This is a genomic window from Rhodococcus sp. IEGM 1379 (genome assembly GCF_030056815.1).
Lineage (GTDB): Bacteria > Actinomycetota > Actinomycetes > Mycobacteriales > Mycobacteriaceae > Rhodococcus_F.
Window position 1 is genome coordinate 1 of record NZ_JASHKR010000003.1, and the last position, 14,679, is coordinate 14,679.

Below are 14,679 nucleotides of genomic sequence, written 5' to 3' on the forward strand. Positions count from 1 at the left end.
TCAGGCGGGCGGCCAAGGTGTCGACACGGGCAGCGATGTCGTCGCGGACCAGGCGCATCCGTTCGATCCCGTCGATGCCGCGCTCGGACGGCTCGTCGGTGTCCCAGTTCTCGAAGTCGGTGCCCGCGGTGGATTCGACCTTCGCTTCGCTGCCCAAGGTGACGACGAGGTCGACATCGCGCACGAGTTGCGGATCGATCAACGTTGGGGTTTGTCCGGTGATGTCCACGCCGACCTCGAGGAGTGTGTCGGCGGCGAGAGCGTTGACCATGCCGCCGGGTGCGGTGCCGGCGGAATACACGTTCACCTGGTCGCCAACGGCTTTGCGCATGAGGCCGGCGGCCATCTGGGATTTTCCGCCGTTCTTGACGCACACGAACAGCACTGATGGTTTGCTCATCGAGATTCCTTTCTGAGGTTGTCGGGGGTGTGGCGCGCGAAAGATGGATGAGCGCGGCGCTCATCCACCGCGACTCCGTGACGTAGATGACTTACGTACCGGTGGGTGCGGGCGAAACCTCTTTGACGGCAAAGCGTTTACGTAGCGCGAGGGAGACATAAACCAGGCCGACCAGAACCGGCACTTCGATGAGCGGGCCGACCACTCCGGCGAGCGCCTGTCCGGAGGTGGCGCCGTAGGTGGCGATGGCGACTGCGATGGCGAGTTCGAAGTTGTTGCCGGCGGCGGTGAATGCGAGGGTCGTGGTGCGCTCGTAGCCCAATCCGATTGCAGCGCCGAGGAGGTAGCCGCCTCCCCACATGAGTGCGAAGTACACCAACAACGGCAGTGCGATGCGGACGACGTCCCACGGCTGCGAGGTAATCTGCTCACCCTGCATCGAGAAGAGCACGACGATCGTGAACAGCAGTCCGTACAGAGCCCCGGGGCTGATCTTCGGAATGAACGTATTGTCGTACCAATCACGGCCTTTGGCGCGTTCACCGAAGAATCGGGACAGGAATCCTGCCAGCAACGGGATGCCGAGGAAGATCAGGACGGATTTTGCGATCTGCCACGGGGACGTGTCGATGGTGGTTTGTTCGAGGCCGAGCCACCCGGGCAGAATCGAGAGGTAGAACCAGCCCAGAACAGCGAACATGATGACCTGAAATACCGAGTTGATGGCGACCAGAACGGCAGCGGCTTCGCGGTCTCCGCAGGCCAGGTCGTTCCAGATGATGACCATGGCGATGCAGCGGGCAAGGCCGACGATGATCAGGCCGGTTCGATACTCGGGTAGGTCGGGCAGGAACAGCCAGGCCAACGCAAACATCAACGCGGGTCCGACAACCCAGTTGAGAACCAGTGATCCGGCGAGAAGTTTCTTGTCTCCGGTGACGGTGTCGAGTCGGTCGTAGCGGACCTTCGCCAGGACCGGGTACATCATGATCAGCAGTCCGAGAGCGATCGGCAACGAGATGCCGTCGATCTGCACCTTGTCCAGGGCGGTGTTCACACCCGGGATCCATCGTCCGAGTAGCAGGCCGGCGACCATGGCAACGCCGATCCACACCGCCAGGTAGCGGTCCAGGGTGGAGAGCTTTCCGACGACTGCAGGGTGTTCGGTGGTTGCGGCGTTGCTCATGCGGTGACCTCCGCGCTTGCCTCAGCGGAGCACACGTCAGCAGCGTTCACGGTGGAACCCTCGACCAAAAGCACTGCGGAGAGTTGCCGCAGCGCAGCGGGAATCACCCAGTAATACACCCAGGTTCCGCGTCGTTCGCAGTCAAGGAGTCCCGCTTGGCGCAGCACTTTGAGGTGATGTGAGATTGTCGGCTGGGACAGGTCGAAGGAGTCGGAGATGTCGCAGACGCAGGCCTCTCCGCCTGCATGACTGGCGACCAGACTGAGCAGGCGCAGACGCACGGGATCGCCGAGCGCCTTGAACATACGGGCCAGATCGCCGGCCCAGTCCTCGGTCAACGGTTCACGTACCAGCGGCGAACAGCAGGCGCCAGTCTCCACCACATCTTGATTCGACATACTTCGATATTGACAGATGTCGAAGTAGCTTGCAACCAACAGGAGAGCATCTGTCTGCGCGCATCGATGCGACACTGCTCCTTGCTAGGCCATCATCGGCTCCGTGATCAGCGCCGCCAGCATCCCTGCCATCAGCACAACCAGCACAACCCGCACAACAACTCCGATCACCTCCTGACCGAAAAGAACTTCTCATAACGCACCATGACGCACCATGACGCAATCGTCGTCGGTGGCGGTCAGTCCGACTTGGCCGGGGCGCATCATCTGCGGCGCCGAGGACTCGACACCGCGATCATCGAAGCCGGTAGCGAACCTGTCGCCCCCTGGCCGCACGACTACGACAGCCTCATCTCGTTCTCGCCAGCGGGGTACAGCTACCGTCTCGTCCTACCCGGCGTGCACCGCAGTGACGGGGCAAAAGTGAGTTAAATCACCTGCCTGGCGGGTTTAGTTCAAGCCCACAGGATCGGACCTGCCATCCCCATAAACCCCCTGACCAAGTGAACATTTGACCAAATGGCGCGACTTTCACGGTGATGTAAAACTGGGTCACGAGTCGCCACACTGTGACGTAAGCCATATAAAAGGCACCGTTGCGGGTGTGTCGCACCCACTCGATTACCAGCTCCAGAAGAACGGGCACGGCAACCAGCACCGACTTCACAAACAGCGAAGGACCAGCATGCTGTTACCGATGGCACCCACCGACTCACTGTTTCTGCTCGGCGAATCCCGCGAACATCCGATGCACGTCGGCGGGCTAGCGATCTTCACCCCACCCGACGGAGACTCTGCGGCAGACATGCGCTCGATGTTCGATACCGCGTTGACAGGGGGTCGGCTTACCCCGGTCTTCCGCAAACGTGCCCGTCGTTCCATCACTTCGCTCGGCCAGTGGGGATGGGAGAACCTCGCCGACGACGACATCGATCTGGAACACCACGTACGTCGAGATGCCCTCCCGTCTCCGGGGGGAATGACGGAACTGACCACGTTGGTGTCAAGATTGCACGGCACGTTGCTCGACCGCAGTCGACCGTTGTGGGAAATGCACCTGATCGAAGGACTTTCCGACGGCCGATATGCCTTCTACACCAAGATCCATCATGCACTTTCCGACGGGGCAAGCGCGATGAAGCTACTCCGCGAGAGCATGAGCGGCGACCCCAACCGCCGGAATATGCCTGCGCCCTGGCAAGTTCCGCGTCCAGTGACCGCAGTACCAACTCCGGATAACTCCAATTCGACATCGACATCGACATCGACCGGGACCTTATGGGGAGCCACTCGGGCAGCAGTCGGCGAGGCGGCCGGACTGATACCCGCAACGGTGGGCACCATTGACCGAGCGTTGCGGGGCAAAGGCGGAGCTGTCTCACTCAGCGCACCTCACACCGTGTTCAACGTCCCGATCGGCGGAACCCGCCACATCGCCGCCCGCACCTTTCCCCTCGAACGGATTCGCTTGCTGGCCAAGCACTCCGACGCCACCATCAACGACATCGTCCTGACACTGTGCGCCGGCGCTCTCCGCGGCTACCTGCACGACCGCGACGCGTTGCCGACTACACCCATGATCGCGATGGTTCCCGTCTCGCTGCGCGCGCCCGAGAACGACACCGACACCACCGGCAATCGGATAGGGGTGCTCATGTGCAATCTGGCAACCCACCTTCCCGAGCCCGCACACCGCCTCGAAACCGTACGTACCAGTATGAACGACGGAAAGGCCGCGCTCCGCTCGATGAGCCCCGTGCAGGTTCTTGCGATGAGTGCCCTCGGCGTCGCCCCTCTCGGAGTGGAAATGTTCCTCGGCCGCCGGGGCCCACAACGACCGCCGTTCAATATCGTCATCTCCAATATTGCCGGGCCGAGTATGCCGTTGTACTGGAACGGTTTCCGATTGGACACCCTCTACCCGTTGTCGATCCCGACGACGGGGCAGGCACTCAACATCACATGCACCAGCAACGACGACAACATCGTCTTCGGGCTGACCAGCTGCCGGCAAGCGGTCCCGGACCTCAATTCCCTACTCGACCACCTCGACACCGAACTCGGCCACCTCGAAGCTGCAATCGGCCTGTAGCTTCCCGGGAATCACCTAGCCGAGCCGATAACGCACGTAGATCACTCCACCGTCAAATGTCTTCTCCGCGAGTAGATGCAGATCCAGTCGCACATTGGCGGGGAGTGCTCTCAATCCCCCACCGACGCTGATCGGGCACAAGAACAGATGGCACTCGTCAACCAGTCCGGCGGCAATCGCTTGTGCGGCAAGAGTCGAACCACCGATCGAAATGTCCTGCGCGGCTGACATCTTTATTGCGCGAACAGCGTCGGGATCAAATGTCCGCTCGAGCCGCGTCCGCGGAGTCGTGGGCTCGGGCAACGTCGTGGAGTACACAACTTTGTCGGCGCCGCGCCAAATCCGACCGAAATCATCTGCAACTGGGGATGATTCCAGTCCGTCCATCGATTCCCACCCGGCCATCGTCTCGTACATCCTGCGCCCGTACAGGTAGGTACCCACGTCCCGTTCGAGGTCGTTGACGAACGCGTGCACCTCGGTATCCGGCATCGCCCAGTCAAAGTTCCCGTTATTGTCGGCAACATAACCGTCGAGCGAAGCGATCGCCGCATAGTGGAGGTTCACCATCGGTCTACGTGCAAGATGTTGTCGATCGGTTCACGAGCCGCCGGTTTGAACGTCTCTCCGGTGAAGTAGGCCGTCGGGATCAAAGCACCCTGATGGACGCCTTCCGGGATGCCCAAAAGTTCCGCTACCTCAGCTTCACGCTGCAGATGCAATGTCGTCCACGCGGTTCCCAGACCGCGGGCTCGCGCCGCCAACGCATAACTCCACACGGCAGGAAGCAGAGATCCCCACAAACCTGCCTGGTTTCCGGCGGGCAGTGTCTTGCCGGCCTTGATGCACGGAATCAGGAGCACCGGAACATCACCCATATGGTCACCGAGCCACTCGACGCTGGTTCCGACGCGTTGCTGCACCGAAGCCCGATCAGGATTGTCGCCGAACAGCTTCGCCGCCGAACCTTGCGACAGCAGATATTCGTCGGTTACCTCTTTGTAGATTTTCCCGACCGCGGAGCGCAGATCCGGGTCGGTGACCACTACCCATTGCCACCCTTGCCGATTCGATCCCGACGGGGCCTGCAGCGCAACTTCGAGGCATTCCTTGATCAGGTCCAACGGAACCGGCCGCGTGAGGTCCAGTCGCTTACGTACTGTTCGCGTCGTCGTCAGTAATTCGTCGGGAGTCAGGTCCAGAACCGGGAATTCATTCATCGCTCGATCATGGCACCGATCGGTGCCACGCGGAACAGCATCTAGACTCCCTTTCCGACCCGGCGCACTCCCCGTCGGATGATCGCGAACCAGAAGGAAACACGTAATGAGTTGGCATATATGGTTGGCATTCTTCGGCGCGAGCTGGGTCATCAGCTTGTCCCCGGGCGCCGGTGCGATCGCCTCGATGTCGTCGGGTCTTGCCGTCGGCCTACGCCGCGGCTACTGGAATATTCTCGGACTGCAACTCGGCCTACTCCTTCAGATCGGAATCGTTGCAGCCGGCGTCGGCGCAATTCTTGCCAACTCGACCGTCGCCTTCTCGATGATCAAGTGGTTCGGCGTCGCATATCTGGTGTACTTGGGTATCCGCCAATGGCGGTCTGCACCCACCGAAGTAACCACCGACGAATCAGCTGCGGCCAGTTCCGGACCGATGATGATGCTTCGAGGTTTCCTGGTCAACGCCAGCAATCCCAAAGCGGTAGTTTTCATGCTCGCGGTCTTGCCTCAGTTCCTTGATCCGGGCAGGCCGCTCCTCCCCCAGTACCTGATCATTGCAGCGACGATGTGCATTGTCGACGTAGTTGTGATGACGGGATACACCGGACTCGCAGCACGCGTCTTGCGGCTCATGAGGTCACCGAAACAGCAGAAGACCACCAACCGTGTTTTTGCCGGGCTGTTCTTCGGTGCGGCCGGTTTCCTCTCGAATATCGGCCGCGCGGTGGCCTGAAACCGCCTCAGAGTCCGGCAATCAGGTTGACGACGGACGCCACGATCACCGATCCGAAGAGGTAGGACAACAATGCGTGGCCAAGAGCCATCGCGCGCATGTCCGACGACTTCAAGTTGGTATCCGAGATCGCGAAGCTCATACCGACTGTGTACGCGACATAGGCAAAATCGCTGTAACGGGGGGGCTCCTCCTGATTGAAGTCGATGCCGCCGTCCGGACCGCTGTAGTACAGACGCGCATACCCCAGCGCGAAGAGAGTGTGGACGGCCAACCATGAAATGACCACGCTGACAACGGCAATCGATGCTGCCACCAGCTGATACTGACGACCGTCCGGGGATGCGAGCAGGAGGAACGCAATGCCCACCAGGCTGGCCACGGCCGCTGCGAGAATCAGAAGGTGAGCGACGTTGCGAGCCGGTTCTTCGCGGGTCGAATGGCTTGCCGTCAACGTTGCATCGAAGGGCCAGACCAGAATCCACGTCCAGACGGTAAAGACCGTGGCTGCAACGTCCCAACCGATCAGGAACGAAAAGCGTGCGTGCCCCACCAACGCCACCACGATCCCGGCAATGACGCCCAGAATCAATCCTGTCACCACCCGCAGAGCGGGCCCCGCCCCCAACGCGCTCCGGGGTACGGGAACGACTGGTAGACCTTCCGAACGTCCATTCACGGCTTCAGTCAACCACCGCAATGCGCGACAAGTGCGGATCGGCGCGCAGAGTCATAGATTGCAGGCACCGACTACGGGCTTACCGTGGAACCGATCGAGCACGTACGCCATCCCGATCCCGAAGTCGGCCACGGCAGGCGCCAGATGGTTGTTTCCGCTCCCCTGATTCACCGCAGGCAGGGTATCCGTGAACAACGTTGCCGACGCACCACGCGAGCACCAGTCGGCGACGAGCTGACGCGTCTGCTCATACGGAATGAAATCGTCGTTGATCGCGCCGTTCACCAGAATCGGCGACGCCGGGGTACGTCGTCCGATGCGTTGTTCCTCGATGACTTGCAAGATCTCGGGCACCGACTCGACTACGTCGGCCAAGGGGCGACCATCAACCGTCCACGACGCCGTCGACTGCTTCCCGTATTTGCTTCTCGAATCGATCAGGCATTGCCCCGACACGTCGGCCAAAACCGATCGACCGTAGTCGTTCAACCTCGATTCAATGGCCGCTCGCGCTTCCGGATACCGGTCCACCACACCGTTGATCGTGTATCCGATCGCGGCCATCAAACCGGTGCCGTCGATGTGCCGGAGAACGCTCGCCAAATCCGCCGGGGGCGCACTCGCATAACTGGCCACCAGATTCAGATCCGCCGCATATTCGGGTGCGAGTTCCGTTGCCGCTGCAGTAGCTCCCCCGCCTTGCGAATGACCCCACAGCGCGATCGGATCATTCGGGTTCGCGTGCGCGATCTCGAGTGCTGCCCGGGCGCCGTCGAGCATGGCGTGTGCTTCTTCACTTCGATTCACGTACGTGTGTACACCCGGAGTGCCGAGTCCGATGTAGTCCGTGACAAAGACCCGGATGCCCTGCGACAAGAAGGCAAAAGCAAAAGCCGCCTCGTAGTTGACGCCGAAACTTCCTGTCGCCGGGTCCCATTGACCTGCGGTGGGAAACATCTTCGACGGCGCGCACTGGTCGCCTTGGCCTTGAGTTCCGGGACCGATCACCACCGTCGGCCGTGGACCGGGCCCAGCCCAGTTGGCAGCCGGTTCGAGATAGGAGCCCGATACTGCAACCTCGGCGCCATGAGTATCGGTACTCGAATACAGCACGCGCGTACCAACTCCGGGGATACCGGCGAGCGCGCCGGCGAGCGGAAGTGGCTGCGTCCGAATCACCGAACCGGGAGTGCTCACGTCGTCGGCGTCTGCGTTGTAGAAGTTCTCGTTCGGCGAAGCCTGAGCCGGCGCGGTAAGTGGCACCGCCACCAACAGCGCCATACTCGCGACGACGAATGCCCATCCTCTTCTCATGGTGCGCTCGTCACGTCAGTCAGATGCCACGTCATCGGCTCCATCCCTCCCTAGACTTCGGCATCCCACTGGCGCCCCGGGCGCCTGGCTTGACGGCCAGCACTTGGTGAATCGTGAGGCGATGGGCTTCCTGGAAGCCGAGAGCACTGGCCGCGAGATACAGCAGCCAGGTACGAACACGTGGAGCACCCACCTCCGCGACAGCGGCGTCCCAGTTCTCCCGAAGGTTCGCCACCCACGCACGCAGCGTCAGTGCATAATGCTCGCGAAGCGCCTCACTGTCCCGAGTCTCGAATCCTGAACGTTCCAGTGCGTCAACAGTTTTACTCAACGGAAGGATCTCACCGTCGGGAAAGATGTACCGGTCGATGAAGCTGCGTCCGTCAACAACCTTGTCCGGCAATGATTTCACCGAGGCAATCGCGTGATTGAGCAAACGACCCTCAGGTTTCAGCAAGCCGTACAACTTGGCGGTGTAGATCGGCAGATTCGCCAAACCGACGTGCTCCGACATACCGATACTCGAAATCGCGTCGTACTGCCCGTCGTCGACGTCGCGGTAATCCTGCACCCGGATTTCGATCCGATCCGTCAGTCCCGCATCGGATACCCGCCCTTTCGCGTACTCCACCTGTTCGCGACTGAGCGATACCCCGACCACATCCACGCCGTAGTTCTGCGCCGCATGCAGCGCCATCGAACCCCAACCGCAGCCGACATCGAGCACTCGCATCCCTGGCTTCAATCCCAGTTTGCGGCAGATGAGGTCAAGCTTTCCGCGTTGGGCATCCTCGAGCGTCTGAGTCTCGGTGGGCCAATACCCGCATGAATACACCATGCTCGAACCCAAAAACAGTTCGTAGAAAGCGTTTCCGACGTCGTAGTGATGCGAGACTGTCTCCGAGTCACGAGATCGACTGTGCCGCCGACCTCGCTTGCGCCGCATCTCGATGGACGGAGGTTTCGGCGGCAACCCCAACGCGCCCAAGCTGACCAAGGTGGCACCGGATCGCAGGACTGCGCCCGCTGACATCTCCGAAATTCTGTGCTCACCAATCTGCGAGACCAGATCCGGCACGTCGAGCAGCGCAAAAATATCTCCGTCGATGTCCAAGTCGCCAGACACATACGCCCTCGCCAAACCAAGTTCGTCAGGCGAATAGAGCACTCTCCGCAACGCACGCCGGTTACGGAAATGGACCCGAGCTGCCGCGTCGGGCGGACCGGCCTGCGACCCGTCCCAACAACGCACACGAATGGGCAGTTTCGTGCCCACCAGTTCCTCGAACACCGTCAAAATCTTGGTTGCAGCTCCAGTCACGAACCAACCCTCCTGAGAAAGTCTGTCAGCACTTGACTCAAAACCTACGCCCGAACGTGGAGAATTTCGCGCGGTATGTCCGGTTTTAGCTTTCGCTCACGGTTCTACGAGCCCCGCCAGGAATTCCACCAGCAGACGCGTCGTCACCTCTCGCGGCAAGCTTTCGACAGCAGCAAGGACCGCCGCCATATCCAGCGGCGAGTCCCCCGAGCCCTTCGGATCCAGCCCCGCCGACGCGAGAGCTACCGCAACGGCCTCACTCGGCAGTGCAAGAACATCGTCGACGCTTACGTCGCCGCGGTCGAATGCAGCTGCAAGTTCGGCCAATGCCGGCGGCGGACCCGCTGCGGGCAGTCCCCGAACCTCGTCGGCGCCCAGCTTCAACGCACTCGACAGCTCATCGAGAACACTTTCTGTGACCGGGGTAATGGTCAGGTGCGTCGTTCGGGGAAGCGCCGTGCCATCGGGTTGCGTCGACGCCGGTTGCCCTTGCAGCACAAAGCCTCGAGTGCCGACTGCTGTAACCCAGCGGTGCGGATCCACTCGCCGATCTACCGGAACCGACTCGTCAGTGGCTACGGCAAACAGCGGGCCGACTGGTGTTCCGACTACGCGCAACCCTTCGATGCTGCCAACTACCGCCACCAAGGAGTCCGTCGCCCGCTTTGCCTGCTGGACCAACCCTGCGTATCCCGACTCCCCGAGCACCTGAGAAATTGCCCAGGCACCGGCAAGCGCCGCAACGGATTTGGAACCCATCAACGTTGGGTTGACCACGGGATAGCCCGGCCACGAAGTGAGACCGAAGTACTGCTTACGGTGGAGATCTCGTCCTCGGTACAGGATCACCGAGGCACCTTTCGGTGAGTATCCGTACTTATGGAGGTCCGCGGAGATACTCGTAACGCCGGGAACTCGGAAATCCCAGGCGGGCAGTTCACCCCACCAGGGCAACGCCAATCCCCCGATGCAGGCGTCAACATGCAATGGAATTGATCGTGCACGAGCTACTTCCGCAATCTCGATGATCGGGTCGAGGGCTGCAAACGGATAGCTCGGTGCCGAGGCCACGATCAGTACGGTGTCCTCGCGAAGTGCATCCGCTATGTCCGCAGCGGCGACGCGGCCGGATGCAGGATCGACGGGTACCACCACGAGCGTCAGACCGAGCAGATGCGCCGCTTTGTGAAACGCAGCGTGAGCTGTGGTTGGAAGAACCAGCGAGCCCTGCCCTGGCGGAAGACCGCGACGGTCGCGAGCCGCTTTGACTGCCAGAATGCAACTTTCAGTTCCACCGCTGGTGACGTTGCCGACCACCTCGTCGTCGCCATGGAGGAATCCACGAACGAAGCCGACGAGTTCGCGTTCCATCACTGCAGTCGACGGGAACACCGTGGGATCAAGGCCGTTGACAGGTTGCACAAGTCGGGCCGCATCGGTGGCTAGCTGATCCAATGCAGCCAATCCGCTGTCGTAGACATACGACAGGACCCGACCGCCGTGGGTGGGAGCGTCGTCTTCACGGAGGCTACGAAGTCTCTCGAGCACTTCGGCAGACCGACGCTCGATGGATGTTGTTTCAGTGGCGGTCATCGTTCTCCTGTGTGTTGTAGGCGCGCAATACGGCAAGGCTGATCATCACCAGAACAGCCGGCGCAACCGAGAAGCCCAGTGCGATCCCGGTGATCGCCGAATCCGGTTGGTCCACGGCCTTTCCGGCCTGCGAGGACACAAAGCCCGTCGACGCAAGAAAAAGTAAGAACACCGCCGGCCCGAGCGCGAGGCCTGCCGTTTCTGCGGCAGTCCAGATTCCGCTCAACGAACCGCCTCGCTGACGTCCGCCGATCCGGGCGTCGTCCTCGATCGCCTCGGGAAGCATTGCCAACGGGAAAACCTGCATACCGGCGTACCCGACGCCGGCCAACCCGACTGCGCCATAGATCCAGACTCCGCTGCCGAACGCTGCACAGGCCAAAAACAGTGTCGCGACAACAAAGATGATCGACGACAAAACGTAGCCGCGAAGTTTGCCGTGGCGACGCGAGTAGCGATACCACAGCGGCATGATGAGCAGTGCCGGTCCGACCAAGGCCGCAAACAATCCGGTGATGGCATCTTCGTTTCCCATCACATAGGTAGCGAGATACTGAGCCCCAGCCAACATCACCGCCGTCGCGAGAGCTTGGAGAACAAAAACGATCACGAGCAATCGGAACGATCGAGTGCTGCGAATTGCGTCGAACCCATCGCGGTATTGCGAAAGAAGCGAACCCACCGGAGCGTCGGCACGAGTCACGGTGCGACGGGCGGCGCCGTACACAGCCCAGAGCATCGCGCAGCACATCACTGCGGATACACCCACAGCCATCACCAGATAACCCGCAGCTCCGCCGCCCGCTACGTTGCGCAACGCCGGGCCACCTCCGCCGATCAACAGAATTGCCAAGGCCAGCACGGCTATTCGAACGGAGATCAGGCGGGTGCGCTCGTGATAATCACCGGTCAATTCGGTGGCTAGCGCAATATACGGCACCTGAAAAAGGCTGTAGGCGCTTGCCGCCAGAAGAAAGAACACCAGCACCCAGGCGGCTCCGACGCCGGGCCCGCCGGATACCGGTGCCGCAAAGGTAAGGATGAACAGCAGCGGAAGGGCAAACGACCCGACCAGCATCAATGGCACGCGGGTACCGGTTCGATGCGAACTTCGATCACTGACGGTTCCGATCAACGGATCTATCAAGACGTCCGCGATCTTCGGAACAATCACCACCAACGACGCCAATCCGGCCGCCACACCGAGAGTATCGGTGAGGTAGTACGCCAGTACCAACCCCGGAAGTACACCAAATCCTCCGGTCCCGATGCTTCCGGCGGCATAGGCAGCAACAACGCCCTTCGACAGCCGTCCGTCGACTCGGTGCTCACCGCTCTGCACGGGCTTCTCTGTGGTCACCGTCCACACACTATGTGCCCGACTCCAGTCTCGAAGCAAAAAGAATCTCGAAGACGCTAAGTCCGCATATTCTTCTCCGACCGCATGTAAAACTTGGACGGCACGAGCACACCGACGATCCCGCGCACACAACCGAAGGTCCTCGAGATGACAATCCAGCCTTTGGCGCCGATCTGGCCGCCGCACGGTGTCACGATTTCATGCGGACCGCTCAGCCTTGAATCGGTGAAAGACGAGGACTTACCCGAACTCGACGCACTGATTCGAGCCGGCATCCATCCGGCGGGCCAGATGCCATTCGTCGTGCCGTGGACCAACGGGACGCCTGACGAAGTATCTCGACGATTCATGCAGTACCACTGGTCGATTCGCGGGTCGATGACTCCCACAGCATGGACTTTCGAAACCGTCATTCGGCTCGACGGCAGGATAGTGGGCTGCCAAGGACTCTCTACCAGTAACTTTCCGGAGACTCGTACCGGCGAAACCGGCTCGTGGATCGGGCAGGAATTTCAGGCACGTGGTCTCGGCACTCTCGCCAGGCAAACGATGTGCGCGTTCGCTTTCGACTACCTGGGTGCCACGCGAATCACCTCGACCTCCTTTGCGGACAATCCTGCATCGCTCACCGTGTCCCGGAAAATCGGCTACCGAGATGCGGGAAGTATGGATCGGTTGACCGATTCAGGCCGGATGACGGTGCAGCAATTCCTCACCCTCGATCCCTCGGATTTTGTGCGCCCTATCGAACCCGTCGTCGTAAATGGTTCCGAATCCTTTCGATCCATGCTCGAGATTCTGTGAGAATGATCCCGCGTGTTCCCTCCGTGAGACCAGGTCCTGTTCGAACGTGATCTCACCTATCGTCATTGAGTCTGGACATACTCGTCGAGGAATTGCTGTGTCGTCTCGGCAATCGCCGCCGCGTGGGCATGGAACAGGTAGTGGTGGCCGACCATAATAGTGACCTGCTGGATCGCCGGGTTGCTGATCGCGGCGCGGTGCGAGGGTTCCCATTCCGGTTCCACCGCGAGGGAGGAGGAGGCGAGGATCGACAGCGTCGGTAGCGTCGGCGGGAACACGGCACCCTCGGCGCCTCGCACGTTTTCCGCCCCGCGGGCCATTTCGTCCAGCAGGGTCGGGTTCAACACCCACGAGTACGCGCGTAGGTATAGGTCCTGCTGCTCCGAGGTGTACTGGGACGCGTCGCCCAGACTGTCCCGGTAGTCGGCCACCAATCCCAGGTAGTCGGTGCTCTTGTCCAGGGCGATCAGGTCTCGGGTGCCGCCGACAGCGTTGACGCCGGCCATCCAACTCGGCCAGTCCGGGGAGCCCTGGGCGCCGTCGGAGGTGTAGCGCTCGTCGTCCAGACCCACCACTGCTGCGACTTCTTCCGGGTGGTGGGTGACCCACCACATCGCGTACAGACCCGAAATCGAATGGGGCATCAGGACATAGGGACCGCCGAGTCCCAACTCCCGGAGCGCGGTCCGGGTCTCGTCGACGATCGCCTCGCTGGTTCGGGGGGCGTCGGTGCCGTCGCTCAGGCCCAGCCCGAAAGGCTCGACGGTGACGACCGTGTTCTGCTCGGCCAGGCGCCGAGCCAGCGGGGCGAAGCCGAGGATCGGTTCCGGCGTGCCTAGGCCGGGCATCAGGACGATGGTTCGCGGCCCCGACCCCTGGACTGCGACGCTCATCCGGTGCCCGTCCACGTCCACATACCGATGCTCGGGGCCGATCAACTGCTCGACGGCCTGCTTGTCGCGCGGCGTCTGCCACCAATGAACCGCCGCTGAAATTGCAACGGCAACAACGACTACCGAGACCAACCCGACGAAAATCCATCGCACTACACGAAATAGCCTGCGCCGCGGCTTCGGAAGCGTCGAATTCGCTGCCCCACTCGGTCGATCGTCGTCGGCCTGCACTCCTGATTCCACGTCGACGGTAGACGGATCAGGCCTCTCCAGTGTCCCCATGGGGCCAACCTAACCGACGCCGCTCGCACCGCGAGGGGTTTTACTACAATGCGTAGTAAATAGATCTTGCGCGCGCTTGTTCGCTGAAATCGGAACTGCCAAAGTCACTGTTTGCCAGTCTCGCGAATCCGACACCCTGCAGCGATGACACAGTCGATCAGCTGCCTTCAGCCTCCTGCTCGAGCCTCTGCCATGGCGATTGAGCCAGTCGAATCACTCCCACCGGGTCGCCCCGCGGACGTAACACCGCAGCGAGTATTCACGACCGTTCGGGTACCACATCTCGGTTAAATCACCGTAAGGAGCGATCCCATGAGCAGCTTGGACATACAACGATGGTCGAACGACTTCACCGCGTTCACAAAGATGGTCTCGCAGGAGATCGATCGGTTCATCCTCCA

General features: G+C 61.2%; 15 protein-coding genes. 4 read left to right on the top strand and 11 right to left on the bottom strand.

Features of this window, described 5'->3' with window-relative positions; genetic code table 11:
* The 3 genes from QM600_RS02550 to QM600_RS02560 form a co-directional block, all read right to left on the bottom strand.
* Window positions 1–400: arsenate-mycothiol transferase ArsC (locus tag QM600_RS02550; RefSeq protein WP_283259916.1), on the bottom strand; the 400-nt coding region annotated here is incomplete at its 3' end.
* A 91-nt stretch (window positions 401–491) separates the two neighbouring features.
* The gene (arsB, locus tag QM600_RS02555) at window positions 492–1,586 is read right to left on the bottom strand and encodes an ACR3 family arsenite efflux transporter (protein ID WP_283259917.1); all 1,095 of its coding nucleotides are present in this window, start codon (window positions 1,584–1,586) and stop codon (window positions 492–494) included.
* Window positions 1,583–1,984: an ArsR/SmtB family transcription factor gene (locus tag QM600_RS02560; protein ID WP_283259918.1), complete on the bottom strand. Its 402-nt coding sequence runs from the start codon at window positions 1,982–1,984 to the stop codon at window positions 1,583–1,585. Before QM600_RS02560 ends, arsB begins: the two co-directional genes overlap by 4 nt.
* A 204-nt stretch (window positions 1,985–2,188) precedes the next feature.
* Between QM600_RS02560 and QM600_RS02565 the strand changes: the two genes are divergently transcribed.
* Window positions 2,189–2,416 carry a hypothetical protein gene (locus QM600_RS02565; RefSeq protein ID WP_283259919.1) on the top strand — a complete coding sequence of 76 codons (228 nt, stop codon included), beginning with the start codon at window positions 2,189–2,191 and terminating at the stop codon, window positions 2,414–2,416.
* A gap of 253 nt (window positions 2,417–2,669) precedes the next feature.
* On the top strand, window positions 2,670–4,076 hold the full coding sequence (locus tag QM600_RS02570) for a WS/DGAT/MGAT family O-acyltransferase (RefSeq protein WP_283259920.1): 1,407 nt from the start codon (window positions 2,670–2,672) through the stop codon (window positions 4,074–4,076).
* Window positions 4,077–4,091: 15 nt separating this feature from the next.
* Here the strand turns inward: QM600_RS02570 and QM600_RS02575 are convergent, their stop codons facing one another.
* The gene (locus tag QM600_RS02575) at window positions 4,092–4,646 is read right to left on the bottom strand and encodes a dihydrofolate reductase family protein (RefSeq protein ID WP_283259921.1); all 555 of its coding nucleotides are present in this window, start codon (window positions 4,644–4,646) and stop codon (window positions 4,092–4,094) included.
* Window positions 4,640–5,296: a nitroreductase family protein gene (locus QM600_RS02580; RefSeq protein WP_283259922.1), complete on the bottom strand. Its 657-nt coding sequence runs from the start codon at window positions 5,294–5,296 to the stop codon at window positions 4,640–4,642. The genes QM600_RS02575 and QM600_RS02580 overlap by 7 nt, the downstream gene beginning before the upstream one ends.
* Window positions 5,297–5,402: 106 nt before the next feature.
* Between QM600_RS02580 and QM600_RS02585 the strand changes: the two genes are divergently transcribed.
* Complete coding sequence (locus QM600_RS02585; RefSeq protein WP_283259923.1) at window positions 5,403–6,032, top strand: LysE family transporter; 630 nt, start codon at window positions 5,403–5,405, stop codon at window positions 6,030–6,032.
* A gap of 7 nt (window positions 6,033–6,039) precedes the next feature.
* On the opposite strand, the gene QM600_RS02590 is transcribed toward QM600_RS02585, so the two are convergent.
* The 5 genes from QM600_RS02590 to QM600_RS02610 form a co-directional block, all read right to left on the bottom strand.
* Window positions 6,040–6,711: a DUF1345 domain-containing protein gene (locus tag QM600_RS02590; RefSeq protein WP_283259924.1), complete on the bottom strand. Its 672-nt coding sequence runs from the start codon at window positions 6,709–6,711 to the stop codon at window positions 6,040–6,042.
* Window positions 6,712–6,762: 51 nt separating this feature from the next.
* On the bottom strand, window positions 6,763–7,992 hold the full coding sequence (locus QM600_RS02595; protein ID WP_502942856.1) for a lipase family protein: 1,230 nt from the start codon (window positions 7,990–7,992) through the stop codon (window positions 6,763–6,765).
* A gap of 64 nt (window positions 7,993–8,056) precedes the next feature.
* Window positions 8,057–9,346: a class I SAM-dependent methyltransferase gene (locus QM600_RS02600; RefSeq protein WP_283259926.1), complete on the bottom strand. Its 1,290-nt coding sequence runs from the start codon at window positions 9,344–9,346 to the stop codon at window positions 8,057–8,059.
* A gap of 96 nt (window positions 9,347–9,442) precedes the next feature.
* Window positions 9,443–10,939, bottom strand: a complete 1,497-nt coding sequence (locus tag QM600_RS02605; RefSeq protein ID WP_283259927.1) for a pyridoxal phosphate-dependent decarboxylase family protein — start codon at window positions 10,937–10,939, stop codon at window positions 9,443–9,445.
* The gene (locus QM600_RS02610; protein WP_283259928.1) at window positions 10,926–12,299 is read right to left on the bottom strand and encodes an MFS transporter; all 1,374 of its coding nucleotides are present in this window, start codon (window positions 12,297–12,299) and stop codon (window positions 10,926–10,928) included. The genes QM600_RS02605 and QM600_RS02610 overlap by 14 nt, the downstream gene beginning before the upstream one ends.
* A gap of 147 nt (window positions 12,300–12,446) precedes the next feature.
* Between QM600_RS02610 and QM600_RS02615 the strand changes: the two genes are divergently transcribed.
* Complete coding sequence (locus QM600_RS02615) at window positions 12,447–13,103, top strand: GNAT family N-acetyltransferase (protein WP_283259929.1); 657 nt, start codon at window positions 12,447–12,449, stop codon at window positions 13,101–13,103.
* A gap of 62 nt (window positions 13,104–13,165) precedes the next feature.
* Here QM600_RS02615 and QM600_RS02620 read toward each other — a convergent pair whose 3' ends face one another.
* Complete coding sequence (locus QM600_RS02620) at window positions 13,166–14,278, bottom strand: alpha/beta fold hydrolase (protein ID WP_283259930.1); 1,113 nt, start codon at window positions 14,276–14,278, stop codon at window positions 13,166–13,168.
* Window positions 14,279–14,679 lie beyond the last annotated feature (401 nt).